Source organism: Microbacterium sp. PF5, assembly GCF_004794315.1.
In the GTDB taxonomy this organism is placed as follows: Bacteria; Actinomycetota; Actinomycetes; order Actinomycetales; family Microbacteriaceae; genus Microbacterium; species Microbacterium sufflavum.
Map to the genome: position 1 here is coordinate 12,198 of NZ_SSDQ01000138.1, position 22,324 is coordinate 34,521.

Here is a 22,324-nt window from a genome sequence, read left to right on the forward strand (position 1 = left end):
AGCGGGGAGCCCGAAGCCCGGGCACCCCGCTCGACGGCTCTTCGCGCGCTCAGACGATCGTGCGCCCGATGCTGCCGATCACGCCGTCGATGGGCTGACCGGAGGCATCGCGTCGGGCGCCGGACTCCGGGAGCTTGCGGACGGCACCCGTCGGGTCGACCGCGAGCGGCGGGTTGGGACCGACCCACGCGACCGTCAGCCGGTCCTCGCCCTTCAGGAAGGCGTGGGCGCGCACCCCGCCGGTCGCTCGTCCCTTGGCGGGGTACTCCGCGAACGACGAGACCTTCGCGCGTCCTGGATCGGTTCCGGGCAGGATGCTCTCGGCACCCGACACGGTCGCCACGACCGCGTCGACCCCCGGTGCGACCGCCCCGAAGAACAGCACCGTGGCGCCGGCCCCGAGCTTGATGCCGGCCATCCCTCCGGCGGCAGCGCCCTGCGGTCGCACGCTCGCGGCAGCGAAGCGGAGCAGCTGCGCATCGGAGGTGAGGAACACGAGCTCGGCGTCGTCGGGGGACTCCGCCGCACCCACGACCGTGTCGCCGGGCTTGAGGCCGATCACCTCGAGCTCCGGGCGGACGGGGAGTGCCGACGGCACGATGCGCTTCACGACGCCCTGCGCGGTGCCCAGGGCGATCGGCGCGTCGCTGTCGAAGCGGACGAACCCGAGGATGCGCTCGCCCTTCGTGATGATGCCGAGGTAGTCGCGCAGCGGGGCGCCGGCCGCCAGCTGGACCGAGCTCGCCGGAACCGACGGAAGGTCGACGGGGGAGAAGCGCACGACCCGTCCGCTGCTCGTGAGCGCACCGAGCTCGGCGCGCACCGTGGTCTCGACCGTGGCGAGGATGGCGTCGTGTTTGCTCCGGCGGGTGGGGGCCGTAAGTTCCTGGCCGTCGCCCAGGTCGACCCGGACGGCACGACCGGTGGTGGACAGCACGAGCGTGGTCGGCGCGTCGGCGATCTGCAGGTCGGCGGCCCCCTTGGCGGCGCGGGGCTTCGGCGGAGCCGCGTTGAGCAGCAGCGTGCGTCGCGGGGTCCCGTATGCGTCGGCCACGGCGTCGAGCTCGCGGGCGACGGCGGCGCGGAGCAGCGCGGGGCTGCCGAGCAGCTCTCGCAGGTCCGCGATCTCGGCGAGCAGCGCGTCGCGCTCGGTCTCCAGCTCGATGCGGGAGAACTTGGTCAGGCGCCGTAGCCGCAGCTCGAGGATGTACTCGGCCTGCGGCTCGCTGAGATCGAAGACCGAGCGCAGGCGGGTGCGCGCCTGTTCCGAGTCGTCGGAGGAGCGGATGACCTGGATGACCTCGTCGATGTCGAGGATCGCGATGAGGAGGCCCTCGACGAGGTGGAGACGTTCCTCGCGCCGGGCGAGGCGGTAGCGGCTGCGGCGGGTGATGACCTCGATGCGATGCCCGACGTAGACGCTCAGCATCTCCTTGAGGCCGAGGGTTCGCGGCTGCCCGTCCACCAGGGCGACGTTGTTGATGCTGAACGAGTCTTCCAGCGGTGTCAGCCGATACAGCTGTTCCAGGACCGCGTTCGGATCGAACCCGGTCTTCACGCCGATGGCCACGCGCAGTCCGTGGTTGCGGTCGGTGAGGTCGGTGACGTCGCTGATGCCCTGCAGCTTCTTGGCCTGGACGGCGTCCCGGATCTTCTCGATCAGTCGCTCGGGGCCGACCATATAGGGCAGCTCGGAGACGATGATGCCCGTGCGGCGGGGGCCGAGCGGCTCGATCGATGTCTTGCCGCGGACCTTCAGGGCGCCGCGGCCGGTGGTGTACGCGTCCTTCACGCCCTCGAGGCCCATCAGGATGCCGCCCGAGGGGAAGTCGGGGCCGGGCACGTACTCCATCAGCTCGTCCGTCGTGGCGTCCGGGTGCTCGAGGAGATGCACGGCTGCGGCCACGACCTCGATGAGGTTGTGCGGGGCCATGTTCGTCGCCATGCCGACGGCGATGCCGCTGGCGCCGTTGACCAGCAGGTTCGGGAAGGCCGCGGGCAGCACGGCGGGCTGCTGGAATTGGCCGTCGTAGTTGGGGATGAAGTCGACGACGTCCTCGTCGAGGTTCTCCGTGAGGGAGAGTGCGGCGGCCGCGAGTCGCGCCTCGGTGTACCGGGCGGCCGCCGGGCCGTCGTCGAGTGAGCCGAAGTTGCCATGCCCGTCGACGAGCGGCACGCGCAGCGCCCACTCCTGGGCGAGCCGCACGAGCGCGTCGTAGATGGCGGAGTCGCCGTGGGGGTGCAGCTTTCCCATCACCTCGCCGACGACGCGCGCGCTCTTCACGTGACCGCGGTCGGGGCGCAGACCCATCTCGGCCATCTGGAACAGGATGCGGCGCTGCACCGGCTTGAGCCCGTCCCGCGCATCCGGAAGGGCGCGCGAGTAGATGACGGAGTACGCGTATTCGAGGAAGGAGCCCTGCATCTCGTGAGAGAGATCGATGTCCTGGATGCGTTCGTCGACGGGCTCGGACGGCGGGGTTTTCGGCATGGACTTCCTGGGGGCGTACGGGAGCCTGTGTCAGACTGGCTCGGATGTCCCTCATGCTACCGTCCGCCTCGCCCAGCGCCCGGAGCGTCGTCGGGGTGGCGGGCGACCTGAGCGCCGCTCTCCGCGGCGAGTCGGAGCTGCTCCCGCGCGCGGAGTCGGTCGTGCTGGTGGTGGTCGACGGCCTGGGCGCGCTCGGTCTCCGCGGCCACTCCGGTCACGCGCGTACGCTCAGTGGGGCGATGACGAAGCGGGATGTCGCGCACAGCGTGTTCCCGTCGACGACGGCTGCCGCGCTGACCAGCATCGTGACGGGTGTCTGGCCCGGAGAGCACGGGCTGGTGGGGTACCGCGTCCTCGACCGCGAGCGTGACGTGCTCGTGAACCAGCTCAGCGGGTGGGAGAGCGACGGGCTCGACCCGCTCGCGTGGCAGCCGGTGCCGACCGTCTTCGAGCGGGAGGCCGCCGCGGGCCGAGACACGTTCGCCGTGGGACTCGCCGCGTACGCCACGAGCGGGTTCACGCGTGCGACGCTGCGCGGCGCGACCTTCGTCCCCGCGCTGACCCCGGAGGATCGGGTCGAGGCGGCCTTCGCTCTCGCCCACGACCACCCGGGCTCCTTCGTCTACTGCTATCTGCCCGAGGTCGACAAGGCGGGGCACCGCTACGGGATCGCCTCCGCGGAGTGGGTCGCGGCGCTGGAGCGCATCGATGCCGCCCTGAGCGTTCGTGTGCCTCCGGGCGTCGGCGTCCTGGTGACCTCCGACCACGGCATGGTCGATGTCCCCGTCCATCGGCAGGCGGTCCTCGACGAATCGCACTTGCGCGGGGTGCGGCACCTGGGCGGCGAGCCGCGCATGCTGCACGTGTACCTGGAGCCGGCCGCCGACGAGAGCGCGGTGCTCTCCCGGCTGCGCGCCGACCTGGAGGGCGCCGCCGATGTCGTGACGCGCGACGACGCCATCAGGGCCGGCCTGTTCGGTCCCGCGGTGACGGAGGCCGCGGCTGCCCGGGTGGGGGACGTGCTCGTGATCGCGCGCGCGTCCTGGGCGGTGTACGACGGCACCGCAGCGGATCAGCGCAATCGCGGCATGATCGGACAGCACGGTGCCATGACCGATGAGGAGACGCGGGTGCCGCTCATCCGTCTCGGTGCCTTCGCACGGTGACGCCGACGCCACCGCGGAGAGCGCGACTCACTCGTCGGTGCGCGCCCCGAAGACGATCTCGTCCCACGACGGCATGGCGTTGCGCCGACGACGACGGCCGCCGCTCTCCGCCGGTTCGGCGGGGCTGCGCGGCGACTCCGGTTCCGTCGTCTCCGGCTCGCTGACATCGTCGAAGGCCTCGAAGAGGGAGATCGGGCTCGACTCCTCGCGGCTCTCCTCGTGCTCCTCGAGCAGCGGTGACGTCTCGCGCTGACCCCGACGCCGTCGCAGGGCTTCCAGCAGGTCGGCGGTCTCGGCGCTCGGGGCGCTGGAGTCGGGGGCGCGGTTGATCGCCGCGTCCTGGACGGCGGGGGCGGAGCGCTCCGGCAGCGACGGCTCTTCGACCTCCCCCTCCGGGGTGGGCACGAGGCGCGGTCCGAAGGCACCGGAGTCGAAACGGCTGTCGTCCTTGTACGGCGACGTCGTCCGGTCGGCTTCCACCGCGCGGAGCCGGGGGATCAGTCCCTCGGGGAGCGAGCCCTGGCGGGAGAGCTGAGTGGCGTCGGCGTTGAGGGGCGAGAGCGCGCTGCGCCGGGGGTCGAAGCTCCACCGGGCGTCGTGATCGACGTCGTTGGCTGTGAACTCGAGCTTCACGATCCAGCCGGTGTCCTCCTTCCAGCTCGCCCAGCGCTCGGATGTCGCCGCGACCTCTGCGAGCTTGGCGCGCACGGCCGCGCCGAACGTCGGCTGGGCGTCCGGTTCGACCTCGCTGCCGATGAGCACGGGCACGGCGAGAGCCTGGCCGATGATGTGCTCGCGCTCGGCGAGCACCGGCCCCTCGAAGCGGACCACGTCGTCGACCGCGATACCGAGCAGCTCGGCGACCTCGGGTGCGGTGAGACCGGCGCGGATCTGCGCCTGGATGTCGCGCGGGCTCGCGGCGAGCTTCTGGGCGGTCGGTTCGGCCTGTCGGGTGGCGCGGCGGATCTCCCGCTGCAGCACGTCGTCGATGGGCAGCGCGAAGCGTTCGCCCGACTCGGTCGCGAGCACGAGGACTCCTGCTTCAGTGCCGACGATGGTGACGTTTTCCATGCGAATGCCCCTCTGATGGGTGTGCGTTCATGGTGTCACGGGGGAGGGGGCGGAACAGGGAATATCGCGGGCGTGCCGTGAGTTTGCCCTGTCGCATGCGGAGGCATTTGCGAAATGCCCCACCGTCATGCAAACTATGGCCGCCGATTACCCGACGGCACACCCGCCCACTCGCACCATGAAAGTGGAGATTCACCGCATGGCAACCGATTACGACGCTCCCCGAAAGAGTGAAGACGACTCCGAGTCGATCGAAGCCCTGAAGGAGCGTGTGCCGGACAAGCTGTCCGGCACGACGGGGGACGAGGACTCCGACAACCCCTCGAACTTCGACCTGCCGGGCGCGGACCTCTCCGACCTCGAGCTCGACGTCGTCGTGCTGCCCGCGCAGCAGGACGAGTTCACGTGCATGAGCTGCTTCCTCGTGAAGCACCGTTCGCAGCTCGACCACGAGGGACCCGACGGCCCCATCTGCAAGGAGTGCGCTGCCTGAGCAGTCCTCCGAGCGACGCATGACGCGCCCCCGACCATCCGGTCAGGGGCGCGCTGTCGTTGGCGGGTGACTCAGCCTTTCGCGGCGCGGATCGCCGCAGCGAGGCGGTCGGGGGTGCGGGTCGAGATGGTCCACGCCACGACCGGATCCGCGTCGTCGAGGTTGGGCACCACGACCAGGCCGTCGATGCCGCCGCGGATGAGGTGCCACCCGCGGGCGGGGAGTCCGGGTCCTCTGGCGTGACGTGCGTCTGCTCCATCGAGCGCGAGCGGTTCGCCGAGGTGGGTCACGTCGATGTGCGCGCGACCGGCGCGGAGCACGCCGTCCTCGACCGAGACGACCGGGGCAAGACCGATGGCCGCGAGGACGAGCGCGGCGGAGACCAGCGCGCCGAGGACGAGCGCGACCGTCGATCCGACCGGGACGAAGATGAGCGAGACCATCGGTCCGGCGAGAGCGACGGTGACGAGGAGCCAGAGGCTCGGTGCGAGCCGCTCCCGGTAGCGGGGACGTGCGGCGGTGGCGGGGTTCTGCATTAGCCTCATGGGGTGACCGATTCCGTTGATGTCCCCATTATCGCCGCAGTGGTCCCCGGCTATGCGCACCCGGGTGACGCGGGCGCCGATCTGGTCGCCGCGGAGGCCGTGCACCTGGAGCCGGGGGAGCGGGCTCTCGTCCCGACCGGCGTGCGCATCGCCCTCCCGGACGGCTACGCGGCCTTCGTCGTTCCGCGCAGTGGTCTCGCGGCGAAGCACGGGATCTCCATCGTCAATGCACCGGGCACCGTCGACGCCGGCTACCGGGGTGAGATCAAGGTGAGCCTGATCAACACGGACATCCACAGCGCGTACGATGTGGCCGTCGGCGATCGCATCGCCCAGCTCATCGTGATGCCCGTGACCCGCGCCCGGTTCCTGCCGGTCGAGGAGCTCCCGGACAGCGTCAGGGGCGACGGGGGATTCGGATCGACCGGCTACCAGGCACAGGCCACCGCGAACGAAGCAGGACAGGCGAGATGAGCGACAACAACGCGACCCCCTCCAAGTCGGCGCCGGAGAACCGCGCCACGGAGGGTCCTTTCGACGACTCCGAGGCGAACCCGGTCCGCCCCTACATCGACCTCGGCGGGATCAAGATCCTTCCGCGCGAGGGTCTGAACCTGCGCCTCGAGGTCGAGGAGCAGTCCAAGCGCATCGTCGCCGTCGGCCTCGACTACGCGGAGTCCTCGTTGCAGGTGCAGCCGTTCGCGGCGCCCCGGTCGGGCGGTCTGTGGGACGAGACCCGCGTGCAGCTGCGTGATCAGGTGAAGGCGCAGGGCGGACGGGTCGAGGAGCGGGAGGGCCCGCTGGGCAAGGAGCTGCTCGCCGAGGTCCCGGCCACGGCGGCCGAGGGCTCCGGCCTGCGTCTGGCACGCTTCATCGGCATCGACGGCCCGCGGTGGTTCCTGCGCGGTGTGATCGGCGGGGCGGCGGCGTCCGATCCCGAGGCGGCCGCGAAGGTGGAGGACCTGTTCCGTTCCATCGTCGTGGTGCGTGGCGGCGCCCCCATGCCCCCGCGTGACCTCATCCCCCTGAAGATGCCGGCGACCCCGGGCTCGGCGTGAGCTCCCCGGTTCCCGAGGAGCCGGAGCGCCCGCAGACCGCGTCGGAGATCCTGGGTGCCGCGCTGGCGGGAGCGGCCAGGAAGGCGGGCCTCGATCCCGCGCAGAGCGCGAGCACGCACACGGTCGTGTGGTCGGCGATGGGCGGCTGGCGCGGCATCGTCGAATCGGTGCTCCCGAGCCTCGCGTTCGTCATCCTCTTCACCCTCCGCCCGCAGCCGCTGATTTTTCCGCTCGGCGTCTCCGTCGGGCTTGCCGCGATCTTCACGATCGTGCGCCTGGTGCAGAAGTCGCCACCGTCCGCGGCGCTCGGCGGCCTGATCGCCGCGGTCGCCGCCGCAGGACTGGCGCTCTGGACCGGGCGCGGCGAGGACAACTTCGTCCCCGGGCTCATCACCAACGCCGTGTACGGGTCGGCCATCCTCGTGTCGGCGCTCATCGGGTGGTCGGTCATCGGTCTGGCCGCCGGCTTCCTCATGGGCGAGGGCACCGCGTGGCGGACGGACCGCCGCAAGCGTCGCGCCTTCTTCTGGCTCGGCATCGCGTGGGCGGCCCTCTTCTTCGCGCGACTGGCCGTGCAGTTCCCCCTGTATCTCGCGGGCGACGTGACGGCGCTCGGAACGCTCAAGCTGGTGATGGGGCTGCCGTTGTTCGCGCCGCTCATCGCGGTCACCTGGCTGGTGGTCCGAGCGCTCTATCCCCGCGCGCCTTCGCGCGAGGATGCCGCCGCGGCGTGATAGATTTATCTCGACATCAAGATAAATCGCAGGCTTTCGCCCACGCGTCGCGGGGAGCAGACTGGTTAGGTCCGCCTTCCTAGCCGCCGGGGTGCGCGGGCGAGCAAGATGGAGGCGCCTGTCGCTCCCATCCGAATAGAAGGAGACGGATTCGTGTCCACGGTGAACAGCTTCGGTGCCAAGAGCACCCTGACGGTCGGCAGCACCGACTACGAGATCTTCCGCATCGACACGGTGCCCGGTTTCGACAAGCTTCCCTTCAGCCTCAAGGTCCTGCTGGAGAACCTGCTTCGCACCGAGGATGGCGCGAACGTGACGAAGGCGCAGATCGAGGCGCTCGGCTCGTGGGATGCCACCGCCGAGCCGAACACCGAGATCCAGTTCACGCCGGCGCGCGTGGTCATGCAGGACTTCACCGGCGTGCCCTGCATCGTCGACCTCGCCACGATGCGCGAGGCAGTCACGGCGCTCGGCGGCGACGCCAACAAGATCAACCCGCTCTCGCCCGCCGAGATGGTGATCGACCACTCCGTCATCGCCGACCTCTTCGGGACCGAGAACGCGCTCGAGCGCAACGTCGAGATCGAGTACGAGCGCAACGGCGAGCGGTACCAGTTCCTGCGCTGGGGCCAGACGGCGTTCAGCGACTTCAAGGTCGTCCCGCCCGGCACCGGCATCGTCCACCAGGTGAACATCGAGCACCTGGCCAAGGTCATCTACGACCGCGAGGTCGGCGGCGTGCTGCGCGCGTACCCCGACACCTGCGTCGGCACCGATTCGCACACCACGATGGTGAACGGTCTCGGCGTGCTCGGCTGGGGCGTCGGCGGCATCGAGGCCGAGGCCGCGATGCTCGGCCAGCCCGTGTCGATGCTCATCCCGCGCGTCGTGGGCTTCAAGCTCTCGGGCGAGATCCCCGCCGGTGTGACCGCGACCGACGTCGTGCTCACCATCACCGACATGCTGCGCAAGCACGGCGTGGTCGGCAAGTTCGTCGAGTTCTACGGCGAGGGCGTTGCCTCGGTGCCGCTCGCGAACCGCGCCACGATCGGCAACATGTCGCCGGAGTTCGGCTCCACCGCCGCGATCTTCCCGATCGACGACGTCACGCTCGACTACCTGCGCCTCACCGGGCGCAGCGAGGAAGCCGTCGCGCTCGTCGAGGCGTACGCCAAGGAGCAGCAGCTCTGGCACGACGCGTCGCGCGAGCCCGTGTTCAGCGAGTACCTCGAGCTGGACCTCGGCACGGTCGTCCCGTCGATCGCCGGCCCGAAGCGTCCGCAGGACCGCATCCTGCTGTCCGAGGCCAAGTCGCAGTTCGAGCAGGACATCCTGGCCTACGCCTCGCCCTCGACCAGCGAGGACATCGTCGACCTCGAGTCGAAGCACTCGTTCCCCGCGTCCGACCCCGGGCAGGTCCCCGGCGAGGAGGAGCCGACCACGCGTCCGGTGCACATCAGCAGCGGCGCCCCGGTCAACGCCTCCAACCCGGTGCCGGTCACCACCCCGGACGGCGAGAAGTACATCCTCGACAACGGCGCTGTGACCCTCGCCGCCATCACGTCGTGCACGAACACGTCGAACCCGTCGGTCATGATCGCGGCCGGTCTGCTCGCACGCAAGGCGCGCGAGAAGGGCCTGAAGCAGAAGCCCTGGGTCAAGACGACGCTCGGCCCCGGCTCGAAGGTCGTCACCGACTACTACGAGAAGTCCGGCCTCGACAAGGATCTCGAGGGCCTCGGCTTCTACACCGTCGGCTACGGCTGCACGATCTGCATCGGAAACTCCGGCCCGCTGATCGAGGAGGTGTCGGAGGCGATCAACTCGCACGACCTCGCCGTGACGGCCGTCCTCTCCGGCAACCGCAACTTCGAGGGCCGGATCAGCCCCGACGTGAAGATGAACTACCTGGCCAGCCCGCCGCTGGTCATCGCGTACGCCCTCGCCGGATCGATGCACTTCGACTTCGACACCGACGCGCTGGGTCAGGACGCCGACGGCAACGACGTGTTCCTCAAGGACATCTGGCCGTCGCCGGAAGAGGTGCAGGAGATCGTCGACTCGTCGATCTCGCGCGACCAGTTCATCAAGCAGTACGCCACGGTGTTCGACGGCGACGAGCGCTGGCGCAACCTGCCGACGCCCGACGACGACACGTTCCAGTGGGACGAGAACTCGACCTACGTGCGCAAGGCGCCGTACTTCGACGGCATGACGATGGAGCTCACCCCGGTGCAGGACATCCAGGGCGCGCGCGTCATGGCGACCCTGGGCGACTCGGTCACGACCGACCACATCTCGCCCGCCGGCAACATCAAGCCGGGCACCCCGGCGGCGCAGTACCTCACCGAGCACGGCGTGGACCGCAAGGACTTCAACTCCTTCGGCTCGCGCCGAGGCAACCACGAGGTGATGATCCGCGGCACGTTCGCGAACATCCGTCTGAAGAACCTCATGGTCTCGGCCGTCAACGACGGTCAGGTCGTCGAGGGCGGGTTCACGCGCGACTTCACCCGGCCGGGCGGTCCGCAGTCGTACATCTACGACGCGTGCATGAACTACGCCGAGCAGGGCACCCCGCTCGTCGTGTTCGGCGGCAAGGAGTACGGCTCCGGCTCGTCGCGCGACTGGGCGGCCAAGGGCACGAGCCTGCTGGGCGTCAAGGCCGTGATCACGGAGAGCTTCGAGCGCATCCACCGCTCCAACCTCATCGGCATGGGCGTCGTCCCGCTGCAGTTCCCGGCGGGCGAGAGCTGGGAGTCGCTGGGCCTCGACGGCACCGAGATCGTCTCGATCACGGGCCTCGAGGAGCTCAACAACGGCGTCACCCCGAAGACGGTCAAGGTCACCGCCACCCCGAGCGAGCACTCGCCCGAGGGCAAGCAGCCGATCGAGTTCGATGCGGTCGTCCGCATCGACACCCCCGGTGAGGCGGACTACTACCGCAACGGCGGCATCCTGCAGTACGTGCTGCGCTCGCTCGTCTGACGCGTCTCACGGAGGGGCCCGGGTCTACGGACACGGGCCCCTTCGCCGTGTCAAGGGGGCGTCGTCCTCGGCGGCTTCTCCGACTCCGCGAGGTAGGATCGGTAGGCGCTCGCACCCGTGACGGGCGTCTCTGTCGAAGCCTGTGAGGAGGCGCAGATGCCCATTCTTCCGAGCATCTCTGGACCCCGCGACCTGGACCGCCTGTCGCCAGAGCAACTGGAAGAACTCGCCTCCGAGATCCGCACGTTCCTCGTCGAGAACGTCTCGCGTACCGGGGGCCACCTGGGGCCGAACCTCGGCGTCGTGGAGCTCACCATCGCCCTCCACCGCGTGTTCTCGTCTCCCGACGACCCCTTCATCTTCGACACCGGGCATCAGTCCTACGTGCACAAACTGCTCACAGGGCGCCAGGACTTCTCCGGACTGCGCGTGCGCGGCGGTCTGGCCGGCTACCCGCAGCGCGGCGAGAGCCCCCACGACGTGGTCGAGTCCTCCCACGCCTCGAGCTCGCTGAGCTGGGCAGACGGCGTGTCCCGCGCCCTCACCGCGACCGGACGCGCCGACCGCCATGTGGTCGCGGTCGTGGGCGACGGTGCGCTCACCGGCGGCATGACCTGGGAGGCGCTGAACAACATCTCCGACGACAACGACCGCAACCTGGTGATCGTCGTCAACGACAACGGCCGCTCCTACGCACCCACGATCGGCGGGATGTCGCGGTACCTGAACCGGGTCCGCACGGCGGCCGCGTACAAGGACCTCCACCACAAGTCCGACCGTCTGTTCCGCGCGTTCGGCCCCGTCGGCAGGGCCGTGTTCCGTGGGGTGCGGGGTGGCACGCACGGCTTCCTCTCCCGCTTCACGAACAACGAGGCCCTCTACTCGAACCTCGACATCAAGTACCTCGGCCCGGTGGACGGCCACGACCTCCCGGCCCTGCTGGAGACCCTGGAGCTCGCGAAGTCGTACGGCGCGCCCGTCATCGTGCACGCCATCACCGAGAAGGGGCGCGGGTACCAGCCCGCGCGCGACGACGACGCCGATCAGTTCCACGCGGTCGGGCGCATCGACCCCACGACCGGGGAGACGCTGTCTTCCGGCGGGCGCGGATGGACCGACGTGTTCTCCGACGCGCTGGTCGACGTGGGCGAACGGCGCTCCGACGTGATCGCGATCACCGCGGCGATGCTGCGGCCGACCGGACTGGCCCCCTTCGCAGAGCGCTTCCCGGATCGGGTGTACGACGTGGGCATCGCCGAGCAGCACGCCGTGGCCTCGGCGGCCGGACTCGCCTACGGCGGACTGCACCCGGTGGTCGCGGTGTACGCGACCTTCATGGGCCGCGCCTTCGATCAGGTGCTCATGGACGTCGCGCTGCACCGTGCCGGCGTCACCTTCGTGCTCGACCGGGCCGGGGTCACCGGTCCCGACGGTCCGAGCCATCACGGCATGTGGGACCTCGCGATGCTGCAGATCGTGCCGCACATCCGCATCGCCGCGCCGCGCGACGGCGTGCGACTCACCGAGGCGCTGGACGAGGCGGTCGCCGTCGAGGACGCGCCCACCGTGATCCGGTTCCCGAAGGGGGAGGTCGCGCCCGACCTCCCGGCGATCGAGCGCCTCGCTGACGGCGTCGACGTGCTGGCCAGGGGGGAGAGCGAAGACGTGCTCATCGTCGCGATCGGCCCGTTCGCCGAGCTCGCCCTCGATGTGGCGGACCGCCTCCGCGCGCAGGGCATCGGTGCGACGGTGCTCGACCCGCGCTGGGCGATCCCGGTGCAGCCGTCGGTCGTCGAGCACGCCGCTCGTCATCGCCTGGTCATCACCCTGGAGGACGGCATCCGCGTCGGCGGCATCGGCACGCGCGTGCGCCAGGTGCTGCGCGAGGCCGGGATCGACACGGCCGTGGACGAGCTGGGGCTGCCCGACGAGTTCATCGACCACGCGTCGCGCGACCAGATCCTCGCGGATGCGGGGCTCACCGCGTCGAAGATCGCCCAGGACGTGGTGGCGCAGGTGCTCGGGACGCGCATCCCCAAGGCGCGCCACGCGGGAGAGACCGGTACGATCGACCTCCCGCTGCACGAGCGCCACTGATCCGGGGCCCGCGGCGGGATCAGTCCAGATCGGCGAGGGTCTCCGTGACAATGTGCTCGACGGTCGGTCGTGCGCGCTCCGCGTCGGCGGCGACCAGCGCGAGGCGACTGCGTCGTTCCAGGACGTCGTCCGCGGTGAGCGCGCCCTCGCACCGCACGGCGAACTCGACCGCGGCGCGTGAGAGCGCGGGCGGATCCGACGTGTGGTCCGGTGCACCCCACCGCGCGCCCGTGTCCTCCACGAGCCGCAGAGCCGCGGTGCTGCTGGGCGGTGCGTCGATCCCGCGGTGACGCAGGGCGAGGTCGACCGCGTCCTCGGCCATCCGACGGTAGGTCGTGAGCTTCCCGCCGAGCACCGACACGAACCCGCCGGGGGAGATGTGCACCAGGTGCCGCCGGGACACGTCCGCGGACGACGCGGCGCCATTGTCCACCAGGGGCCGCAGTCCGGCGAACGCCCCGCGGACGTGGTCTCGCGTGAGGGGGGTCGCCAGCAGTCGGTTCAGCGTGGCGAGCAGCGAGGCGATCTCGGGCTCGGTGGGCGCGGCGACGCGCGGGACCGGCCCGGGGGCGTCCTCGTCGGTCAGCCCCACGATCACCCGCCCGTGGCGCTGCGGCAGCGCGAACACGTAGCGGCTGATCGAGCCCTCCCGGGGAACGGTCAACGCCGCGGTCGGGCGGCCCAGGTCGTCCGCGTCGAGCACGAGGTGCGTGCCGCGGCTCGGGCGCACGCGGATGCTGTCGTCGAGCGTTCCCGCCCAGACGCCGGTGGCGTTCACGACGGCCCGGGCGCGCAGCTCGAACCGCTCGCCCGTGAGCGTGTCGACGACGGTCGCTCCACCGTCGTGCAGCTCCTCGGCCCGCACCCGTGTGAGGATGCGCGCGCCCCGCCCCGCCGCCGTCCGTGCGACAGCGACCACGAGCGCGGCGTCATCGACCAGCTGCCCGTCGAAGCCGAGCACGCCGCCGCGCAGGTCACGGCGACGCAGAGCGGGGAACAGCCGCTGGGCCTCGCGCGGCCCCACCAGTCGCGGCGGTGGCAGCACCCGACGCGGCGTCCTGGCGCGCAGTCGCAGCGCGTCGCCCATGGCCATGCCCATCGAACCGGCGGAGCGCTGGCGGAGCGTCACCCCTGCGGCGAACGGCAGCAGCTGCGGCAGCGGACGGATGAGGTGCGGCGCGATCACCGTCATCAGCAGGTGTCGTTCGAGCGCACTCTCGTTCGCGGTGGCGACATCCCCGGTGGCGAGATAGCGCAGTCCGCCGTGTACGAGCTTCGAGCTGAAGCGGCTCGTGCCGAACGCGAGGTCTTCGGCCTCGATCAGTGTGACGCGGAGTCCGCGTGAGGCGGCGTCGAGAGCCGCACCGACGCCGGTGATGCCTCCGCCGACCACCAGCACGTCGCAGGTCTCCTCCGCTCCCGCGGCGAGATCGCGTCGGCGGCGGGCGGCGTGGAGGGCGGTGGCCGGGTCGGTCACGGTCGCAGGTGTCCGTCCACGGCGGCGCGGAGCTCGCGCTCCCACGCGTCCTCGTCGATCAGGTCGGCCACGGTCGCGTGCGACAGCACGGCCGACTGGGCGATCAGGAGCAGCATCACGGCGATCTCCTCGGGCGCTCCGGCCCGCACGGACCCGTGCTTCTGGCCCCGTCCGATGGCTGCGGCGAGCCAGCCGAGGATGAGCCGTTGGCTCGACCCGACGCGCTGCAGCGTGTAGCGCGTGAAGGCCTCCGGCTCCTCGTCGAGCAGCCGGGCGTAGACGTCGTCGGCGCGGAACAGGGCCGTGAACGTCAGGATGTCGTCGACCAGGGCGGCTCGGGTGTCCGCGACCGCGGAGAAGCGTCCGATGAGGGTTCCGACGCGCCGCAGCAGAGCGGCGCGCACCACGTCGTCGGCATCGCTCCAGGTGCGGTAGATCGTCGGACGGCTGAGTCCGGAGCGGCGCGCAAGCGCGGCGATCGTGACCCCGTGGATGCCGGTGCGCACGATGAGCTCGTCGGCCGCGTCGAGGACCCGCGTCTGCGTCGGTTCCCACACGGGTGGGACTCCGACAGGTTGACGTTCTTCCATGATGTGTCACACTGTAACGCATGCAGGACGAGATCGGCAGGGCCGCCGAACAGGAGCCCATGCGGTGGAACGGCTGGGGTGATCCGGCGAAGGCGAAGGAGCTTCCGCGCTCCGTGCGAGCCCTGATCCCGCTGCTGCTGGGGCGAGTGCGCCGCCCTGCGCCGCCGCCGTCGCTCGCGGAGGTGCGCGTCCGACCGAGCGCGCTCACCGACGACGACCGGGCGGCGTTCGCGGCCGTCGTCGGCGTCGACGGGGTGGACCACGCGGACGAGGCGAGGATCCGTCACGCCGGCGGGCGCTCCACCCCGGACCTGCTGCGGCGCCGCGAGCGCGATCAACGCGTGCCGGACGGGGTCGTGCTCCCCGCCGACCACGCTCAGGTCATGGCATGCCTCGCCGTGGCCGGGGAGCGCGACATCGCGGTGATCCCCTACGGCGGGGGCACGAGCGTGGTCGGCGCGCTCGATCCGGAGCGCGGACCCCACCGCGCCGTGATCAGCCTGGATCTGCGCCGCCTGCGCGGCCTGCTGCGCGTCGATGCGCTCAGCGGCGAGGCGGTGTTCGCGGCCGGGACCACCGGCCCCGACGCCGAGGCGCAGCTGGCAGCGCACGGGCTCGAGCTGGGACACTACCCGCAGAGCTTCCGCTATGCGACCATCGGCGGCTTCGCGGCCGCGCGTTCGTCGGGCCAGAACTCCGCAGGGTACGGACGCTTCGACACCATGGTCACCGGGCTCCGGGTCGCGACACCGACGGGCGACCTCGAGCTCGGCCGGGCTCCCGGATCCGCCGCGGGACCCGACCTGATCCGGCTGTTCCTGGGGTCGGAGGGCATCTTCGGCGTCATCACCGAGGTCCGCGTGCGCGTGCACCCCGTGCCGGCCGAGCGGGTGTTCGAGTCATGGTCGTTCCCCGACTTCGCGCACGGGGTCGACGGACTCCGCCGCGTCGCGCAGCACGGCGCGGGTCCCACCGTGATCCGTCTGTCCGACGAGGCCGAGACCGCCGTCGGTCTCGCGCAGGTCGGCCGGATCGGGAAGGCGATCGCGCGCGGCGCCAGCGTCGTGACGGTGTACGAGGGCGATGACATCGACGCGCGGCGCGCCCGGACGACCGCGCTGCTGCGCGCGGCGGGCGGGACGTCGTCGGGCGCAGGGGATGCGGAGGAGTGGGCGGCCGGCCGATTCGACGGGCCCTACCTGCGCGACTCCCTGCTCGACGCCGGTGTGTTCTGCGAGACCCTCGAGACCGCCACCACCTGGACGGGGCTCGCGACGCTGAAGGCCGCGGTCGAGACCGCCCTGCGCGAGGGCTTCCGCGACGCGGGGGCCCGGTCGACCGTGATGTGCCACGTCTCGCACGTGTACCCCACGGGGGCGTCGCTGTACTTCACCGTCCTGGCCGGGATCCGCAGCGATCCGCTCCCGGTGTGGACGACCGTCAAGGCACGCGTGAACGACGCGATCCTCGCGCACGGGGGCACCATCAGCCACCATCACGCGGTCGGACGGGATCACGCGCCCTGGCTGGCGCAGGAGCTCGGGCCGGCCGGGATGCGGATCCTCGCAGCGATCAAGCGCGAGCTCGACCCGCAGGCGCTCCTGAACCCGGGCGCCGTGATCCCCGCTGCCCTCCCGGCGGGGGACTGACGTGGGCCACATCGCGGTGCTGTCGAACCCCCGCGCGGGCAAGGGGCGCGGCCGCCGTCTGACCGAGCTCGCAGTGGCACACCTTCGACAGCGCGGCGCGAGCGTCAGACTCTACGCCGGGGACTCGGCGGCGGACACGACGGCGCTGGCGTCTGAAGCCCTCGTGGGCGGGCCGGACGGGCTCGTGGTGGTCGGCGGGGACGGCACGCTGTCGGGCATCCTCGATGTCGTGTGCGCCGCCGCCGTCCCGATCACCCTGGTGCCCGCCGGGACGGGCAACGACCTCGCCCGCGCGCTCGGCCTGCCGCGACACGACGCCGCCGCAGCCGTCGAACTCGCCCTCACCGGCACGCCCCGGGCGATCGACGTGGGTGAGGTCGAGACGCGCGCGGGTCGTGCCGCCTTCCTCACGGTCGTGGCGTTGGGCTTCGACGCGAGGGTGAGCGACCGCACCAACCGTCTGCGCTGGCCCTCCGGCGCCCTCCGGTACTACCTGGCCCTGCTCATCGAGCTCGTCCGGCTGCGGCCGCTCGACTTCACCGTCACGGTCGACGACGAACGGCCGATCACCGCCCGGGGGACTCTGGTGGCCATCGGGAACACGGCCAGCTACGGCGGAGGTATGCCGGTGTGCGTCGGCGCCCTGCCCGACGACGGGCGGCTCGACGTCGTCCGCGTCGCACCGCTCGGCCGCACCCGACTCGTGCGGCTGTTCCCCCTCCTGCTGCGCGGCGCCCACCTGGCCCGTCCCGAGGTGCAGCACACGGCAGCGCGCCGCGTCACGGTCGCCGCGCCCGGACTCGTGGTGTACGCCGACGGCGAGCGCCGGGGCGAGGACGTCTGCACCATCTCCGTGCGGACGGGTGCGCTGACGATGATGACCCCACCGAGCGAGGGAGACGCCCGTGTTCGATGAGGACGTCGTGGTCGTGGGGTCGGGTTTCGGCGGCTCGGTCGCGGCGCTGCGGCTGAGCGAGAAGGGCTACCGTGTCCGCGTGTTCGAGGCCGGGCGGCGCTTCGCCGACGACGACTTCGCGAAGACGAGCTGGAACGTGCGCCGGTACCTGTGGGCGCCCGCGCTCGGGTGCTTCGGCGTGCAGCGCATCCACCGCCTCCCGCACGTCATGATCCTCGCGGGAGCCGGTGTGGGCGGAGGCTCGCTCAACTACGCCAACACGCTCTACGAGCCGGGCCCCGCGTTCTTCGCCGACCCGCAGTGGGGCTCGATCCGTGACTGGCGGGCGGCGCTCGCTCCGCACTACGCCACGGCGAAGCGCATGCTCGGCGTGGTCGATGCGTATCCGCACAGCGGGCCGGTCGAACGGATCATGGCGGGCGCCGCGGACGACCTCGGCGTGGGGGAGAGCTTCCGCCGGGCACCCGTCGGGGTGTGGTTCGGCGAGCCGGGGCGCCGCGTGCCCGATCCGTACTTCGGCGGGGAGGGTCCCGACCGCACGGGGTGCACGCTCTGCGGCAACTGCATGGTGGGGTGCCGCGTCGGCGCGAAGAACACCCTGGTGAAGAACTACCTCGCGCTGGCGGAGCGACGCGGAGTCGCGATCGAGCCCCTCCGCACGGTCACCGAGGTGCGGGAGCTGGCGACGGGCGGCTTCGCGATCACGACCGTGCGCAGCGGGGCCTGGCTGCGGCGCCGGGCCCGCACCGTGACGGCGCGGGAGGTCGTGCTCGCCGCCGGCACCTGGGGCACGCAGCAGCTGCTGCACCGGATGAAGCACACCGGCGCGCTCCCTCGGATACCCGACGCCGTGGGGCGCCTGACCCGCACGAACTCCGAGGCGCTCGACGGCGCCGTGGCCGTGCGCGTTCCGGAGCAGCTTCACCTCGCGCGGGGTGTGGCGATCACGACGTCCTTCCACGTGGACGAGCGCACCCACGTCGAGAACGTCCGCTACGGTCCGGGGTCGAACCTGATGGGAGCTCTGGCCACCGTGCTCGTGCCGGGGGAGAGGTCGCTGCCCGGACGCCTGGCAGCGCTCGTGCGGGGAATCCTCCGCGCACCGGTCACCGCGGCCCGGCTCGGGTCGCTCCGGCGGTGGAGCGAGCGCGGGATCATCGCCCTCGTCATGCAGACCGCCGACAACTCCCTCACGCTGTCGCTGCGGCGGCGGTTCGGGCGCTGGCGTCTGACCAGCGCGCAGGGGCACGGTGCGCCGAACCCGAGTCACCTGCCGGAGGCACACCGTGCGGCGCAGGCGATCGCGGCGCGGCTCGAGCAGGAGAGCGGGATCCGTGCCGAGGCGCGCGGGTCGTGGCCGGAGGTGTTCGGGATCCCGCTGACGGCGCACTTCCTCGGCGGGGCGGTCATCTCCTCGGCCCCGGAGACCGGCGTCGTGGACGAGTACCACCGCGTCTGGGGTCATCCCGGGCTGCACGTCGTGGACGGTGCTGCGGTCCCCGCGAACCCCGGTGTCAACCCGTCGCTCACCATCACCGCCCTGGCGGAACGGGCGATGTCGCACTGGCCGCGCCACGGGGAGCCCGACGAGCGCCCTGCCCAGGACGCGACGACGGGGGCCGCGCGCTCGGCACGGCCCCCGTCGTCGGACTGATCAGCGGTTCTCGATGCCGCGGATCTGCGGCGTGTGGAACGAGCCGCCGAAGGCGCGTTCCGAAGCGCCCTCGCGGTCGAGGTAGGGCGAGGCGCCGCCGTCGATGAACGGCCAGCCTGCGCCGAGGATGAGGCACAGGTCGATGTCCTCCACCTCGGGCACGACGCCCTCGTCCAGCATCAGCTTGATCTCCGTCGCCAGGCCGTCCTGCACGCGCTGCAGGATGGTCGCCGCAGAGGCCGGACTCTTGCCGAGTGCGGGCTTGATGACCTTCTCGGCCTGCTTGCTCCAGCCGACCACCCGGCCGCCCTTGTCCTTCTCCACGACCTGGTCGAGCGCGGCGAGGGCGTGGAAATTCTCGTTCGCGTAGAACCGGTCGGGGAAGGCGTGCACCATCGTGTCCTGCACGTGGGCGGCGACCTTCCATCCGACCAGGTCGATCAGCTGGAACGGCCCCATCGGCAGGCCGAGCGGCGCGAACGCCTTCTCCACCTCGGCGATCGGGGTGCCCTCGTAGACCGCGCGCGCAGCCTCGCCCATGACCTTGGCCAGCAGACGGTTCACCACGAAGCCGGGTGCGTCGGCGGTCAGGACCGCGTTCTTGCCCAGGTTCTTCGCGACCACGAAAGCCGTGGACAGCGCGGCCTCGGAGGTGCTCGGCGTCTTGACGATCTCGATCAGCGGCATGACGGCGACCGGGTTGAAGAAGTGGAACCCGACCAGGCGCTCCGGGTGAGCGAGCGTCGCGCCGATCTCCTCGACCGAGAGCGAGGAGGTGTTCGTGGCGAGGATGGTGTCCTCCGCCACGATCTTCTCGATCTCGCCGAAGACCTGCTGCTTGACGCCGACCTCTTCGAAGACCGCCTCGATCACGAAGTCGCAGTCGGCGTACAGGCTCTTGTCGGTCGTGCCCGTGACCAGCGCGCGCAGCTTGTTGGCGGTGTCGGCGTCGAGGCGCCCCTTGCCCTCCAGCTTCCCGATCTCGTCGTGGATGTACGCCACGCCCTTGTCGACCCGCGCCTGATCGAGGTCGGTGATGAGGACGGGGACCTGGAGCTTGCGCACGAAGAGCAGCGCGAACTGGCTCGCCATGAGTCCGGCGCCGATGATGCCGACCTTGGTGACCTTCTTCGCGAGCGCCTTGTCGGGCGCGCCGACCGGGCGCTTGGCCCGCTTCTGCACGAGATCGAAGGCGTACATCGAGGCGGCGAACTGATCGCCGGTCACGAGCTCGGCCAGTGCCTCGTCCTCGCGGGCGAAGCCCTCGGCCTTGGTGCCGCTCTTGGCCTTGTCGAGCAGGTCGAGCGCCGCGTACGGCGACTTCGGCACGGTGCCGATCTTCGACTCGAGCATGCCGCGCGCCATCTTGATCGCGATCGGCCACTTGGTGAGCCGCTCGATCTTGCCCGGCTCGTTCTTGCGCTCCACCTTCTTGCCGCCGAGGACCGCGTCGGCCCAGGTCAGCGAGTTCTCGAGGTAGTTCGCGGCGGGGAAGATCGCGTCGAAGATGCCCAGGTCGAACGCCTGCTGCGGCTTCAGCATGCGGTTCTGCTTGAGCGGGTTCGAGATGACGACCTCGAGCGCGTTCTCGATGCCGATGAGGTTCGGCAGCAGGTAGGCGCCGCCCCAGCCGGGGATGATGCCGAGGAACACCTCGGGGAGCGCCACGGCAGCGGCCGAGGCGTCGACGGTGCGGTAGCTGGAGTTCAGCGCGATCTCCAGCCCTCCACCGAGCGCCAGACCGTTCACGAACGCGAACGACGGCACGCCGAGCTCACCGAGCTTGCCGAGCACCCGGTGCCCGAGCTGCGCGATGAGGCGGGCGTTGTCGCGCGAGCCGACCTTGCTGATGTCGGACAGGTCGGCGCCGGCGGCCAGGATGTACTGCTTGCCCGTGATGCCGACGGCCTGGATCTCCCCGGACGCCGCCCGTGCCTTCAGCGCGTCCAGCGTCTCGCCGAGTTCGGTGAGCGTGGCCGGCCCGAGCGTGTTCGGGCGCGTGTGGTCGCGGCCGTTGTCGAGGGTGATGAGGGCGAGGACCTTGCCGGAGGGGAGGCGGATGTCGCGCACGGGGGAGTGCGTGATCACCTCGCCCTCCGTCAGCGCCTGGATGGGCGAGAAGTCGACGTCGTCGTAGCTCACTTCTTCTTCTTTCCGTCGTAGTGCGGGTTCTCCCAGATGACCGAGCCGCCCTGACCGAGGCCGACGCACATCGCGGTCAGGCCGTAGCGGACGTCGGGACGCTCGGCGAACTGTGCGGCGAGCTGGATCATCAGTCGGACGCCGGAGGCCGCGAGGGGGTGTCCGAGCGCGATCGCCCCGCCCCACTGGTTGACGCGGGGGTCGTCGTCGGCGATGCCGAAGTGGTCGAGGAGCGAGATCACCTGGATCGCGAACGCCTCATTCAGCTCGAACAGCCCGATGTCGGAGATGTCGAGTCCGGCCTTCTTGAGCGCCTTCTCCGTGGACGGGATCGGTCCGATGCCCATGATCTCCGGCTGCACGCCCGCGAAGGCGAACGACACCATGCGCATCTTCGGCGCGAGACCGAGCTCCTTCACCGCACGCCCACCGGCGAGCAGCGACATGGTCGCGCCGTCGGTCAGCGGCGAGGACGTGCCCGCCGTGACGCGTCCGTGCGGACGGAACGGCGTCTTGAGTCCGGCGAGGTCCTCCATCGTGGTCTGCGGGCGACGGCCCTCGTCCTCGGTGGCCAGACCCCACGCGCCGTCGGCGCCCTTGATCGCGACGGGAACCAGGTCGGGCTGGATCTTGCCGGCGTCGTACGCCGCCTGCACCTTGTGCTGGCTCAGCATGCCGAAGCGGTCGGAGCGCTCCTTGGTGAGGTGCGGGAACCGGTCGAAGATGCGCTCCGCCGTGACACCCATGTTGAGCGCGCCAGGGTCGACCATCTTCTCGGCGACGAAGCGCGGGTTGGGGTCGGCGTTGGAGCCGATCGGGTGGTGGCCCATGTGCTCGACGCCACCCGCGAGGGCGAGGTCGTACATGCCGACGCCGATCGACGCGCCCATCGTGGTGACGCTGGTCATCGCGCCCGCGCACATGCGCTCCACCGCGAGTCCGGGCACCGTCTGGGGGAGACCGGCCAGGATCGCGACGGACCGGCCGAGCGTGAGCCCCTGGTCACCGGTCTGGCTGGTCGCCGCGATGGCGACATCGTCGATGCGGTCGGCCGGCACGGCGGCGTTGCGCTCCATCAGCCCGATGGTCGCCTTGACGGCGAGGTCATCCGCGCGGGTGTTCCAGTACATGCCTTTTTCGCCGGCGCGCCCGAACGGGGTGCGCACGCCATCGACGAAGAAGACGTCCGAGATCTCGGCCACTCTGCCTCCAGGTTTCTTGGGGTTGACCTCAGTCTAGGAAGCCGTGAAAAC

At 71.0% G+C, this 22,324-nt stretch carries 17 protein-coding genes; 10 read left to right on the plus strand and 7 right to left on the minus strand.

What is annotated here, in order from left to right; all coding sequences use genetic code 11:
• Positions 1-49 precede the first annotated feature (49 nt).
• Complete coding sequence (locus DW297_RS12940) at positions 50-2,491, minus strand: DNA gyrase/topoisomerase IV subunit A (RefSeq protein WP_136033023.1); 2,442 nt, start codon at positions 2,489-2,491, stop codon at positions 50-52.
• Between the two features lie 44 nt (positions 2,492-2,535).
• Here DW297_RS12940 and DW297_RS12945 point away from each other — a divergent pair, with 44 nt between their 5' ends.
• Positions 2,536-3,657 (plus strand): alkaline phosphatase family protein, encoded by a 1,122-nt coding sequence (locus DW297_RS12945; RefSeq protein ID WP_136033026.1) that lies wholly within the window; start codon positions 2,536-2,538, stop codon positions 3,655-3,657.
• Between the two features lie 27 nt (positions 3,658-3,684).
• Here the strand turns inward: DW297_RS12945 and sepH are convergent, their stop codons facing one another.
• Complete coding sequence (gene sepH / locus DW297_RS12950) at positions 3,685-4,728, minus strand: septation protein SepH (protein ID WP_136033028.1); 1,044 nt, start codon at positions 4,726-4,728, stop codon at positions 3,685-3,687.
• A 199-nt stretch (positions 4,729-4,927) separates the two neighbouring features.
• Here sepH and DW297_RS12955 point away from each other — a divergent pair, with 199 nt between their 5' ends.
• Entirely contained in the window at positions 4,928-5,221 is a 294-nt protein-coding gene (locus tag DW297_RS12955) for a DUF4193 domain-containing protein (protein WP_025103572.1), read from the plus strand.
• Between the two features lie 71 nt (positions 5,222-5,292).
• On the opposite strand, the gene DW297_RS12960 is transcribed toward DW297_RS12955, so the two are convergent.
• On the minus strand, positions 5,293-5,757 hold the full coding sequence (locus DW297_RS12960; protein WP_136033030.1) for a DUF3093 domain-containing protein: 465 nt from the start codon (positions 5,755-5,757) through the stop codon (positions 5,293-5,295).
• A gap of 12 nt (positions 5,758-5,769) precedes the next feature.
• On the opposite strand from DW297_RS12960, the gene dut reads away from it, so the two are divergent.
• The 5 genes from dut (at position 5,770) to dxs (ending at position 12,643) form a co-directional block, all read left to right on the plus strand.
• Positions 5,770-6,240, plus strand: a complete 471-nt coding sequence (gene dut, locus DW297_RS12965) for a dUTP diphosphatase (RefSeq protein WP_136033032.1) — start codon at positions 5,770-5,772, stop codon at positions 6,238-6,240.
• Positions 6,237-6,824: a DUF3710 domain-containing protein gene (locus DW297_RS12970; RefSeq protein ID WP_136033035.1), complete on the plus strand. Its 588-nt coding sequence runs from the start codon at positions 6,237-6,239 to the stop codon at positions 6,822-6,824. Before dut ends, DW297_RS12970 begins: the two co-directional genes overlap by 4 nt.
• The gene (locus DW297_RS12975; RefSeq protein ID WP_136033037.1) at positions 6,821-7,558 is read left to right on the plus strand and encodes a DUF3159 domain-containing protein; all 738 of its coding nucleotides are present in this window, start codon (positions 6,821-6,823) and stop codon (positions 7,556-7,558) included. The genes DW297_RS12970 and DW297_RS12975 overlap by 4 nt, the downstream gene beginning before the upstream one ends.
• Before the next feature lie 153 nt (positions 7,559-7,711).
• Positions 7,712-10,546: an aconitate hydratase gene (locus DW297_RS12980; RefSeq protein WP_136033039.1), complete on the plus strand. Its 2,835-nt coding sequence runs from the start codon at positions 7,712-7,714 to the stop codon at positions 10,544-10,546.
• Between the two features lie 156 nt (positions 10,547-10,702).
• Entirely contained in the window at positions 10,703-12,643 is a 1,941-nt protein-coding gene (gene dxs, locus DW297_RS12985) for a 1-deoxy-D-xylulose-5-phosphate synthase (RefSeq protein WP_136033042.1), read from the plus strand.
• Between the two features lie 19 nt (positions 12,644-12,662).
• Here the strand turns inward: dxs and DW297_RS12990 are convergent, their stop codons facing one another.
• Positions 12,663-14,120, minus strand: coding sequence for a glycerol-3-phosphate dehydrogenase/oxidase (locus tag DW297_RS12990; protein WP_136033044.1), 1,458 nt, complete (start codon positions 14,118-14,120; stop codon positions 12,663-12,665).
• Positions 14,117-14,677, minus strand: a complete 561-nt coding sequence (locus DW297_RS12995; protein ID WP_206251198.1) for a TetR/AcrR family transcriptional regulator — start codon at positions 14,675-14,677, stop codon at positions 14,117-14,119. Before DW297_RS12995 ends, DW297_RS12990 begins: the two co-directional genes overlap by 4 nt.
• Before the next feature lie 53 nt (positions 14,678-14,730).
• Here DW297_RS12995 and DW297_RS13000 point away from each other — a divergent pair, with 53 nt between their 5' ends.
• From DW297_RS13000 to DW297_RS13010, 3 genes are read left to right on the plus strand one after another with little or no spacing between them, the layout of a single operon-like run.
• Complete coding sequence (locus DW297_RS13000) at positions 14,731-16,359, plus strand: FAD-binding oxidoreductase (RefSeq protein WP_240744620.1); 1,629 nt, start codon at positions 14,731-14,733, stop codon at positions 16,357-16,359.
• 1 nt (position 16,360) lies between these two features.
• Positions 16,361-17,275: a YegS/Rv2252/BmrU family lipid kinase gene (locus DW297_RS13005; protein WP_136033049.1), complete on the plus strand. Its 915-nt coding sequence runs from the start codon at positions 16,361-16,363 to the stop codon at positions 17,273-17,275.
• Positions 17,265-18,929 (plus strand): GMC oxidoreductase, encoded by a 1,665-nt coding sequence (locus DW297_RS13010; protein ID WP_136033052.1) that lies wholly within the window; start codon positions 17,265-17,267, stop codon positions 18,927-18,929. Before DW297_RS13005 ends, DW297_RS13010 begins: the two co-directional genes overlap by 11 nt.
• On the opposite strand, the gene DW297_RS13015 is transcribed toward DW297_RS13010, so the two are convergent.
• Together DW297_RS13015 and DW297_RS13020 are read right to left on the minus strand one after the other, a co-directional pair.
• Positions 18,930-21,071 carry a 3-hydroxyacyl-CoA dehydrogenase NAD-binding domain-containing protein gene (locus DW297_RS13015; RefSeq protein ID WP_136033054.1) on the minus strand — a complete coding sequence of 714 codons (2,142 nt, stop codon included), beginning with the start codon at positions 21,069-21,071 and terminating at the stop codon, positions 18,930-18,932.
• Positions 21,068-22,273, minus strand: a complete 1,206-nt coding sequence (locus DW297_RS13020; protein WP_136033056.1) for a thiolase family protein — start codon at positions 22,271-22,273, stop codon at positions 21,068-21,070. The genes DW297_RS13015 and DW297_RS13020 overlap by 4 nt, the downstream gene beginning before the upstream one ends.
• Positions 22,274-22,324: the final 51 nt, after the last annotated feature.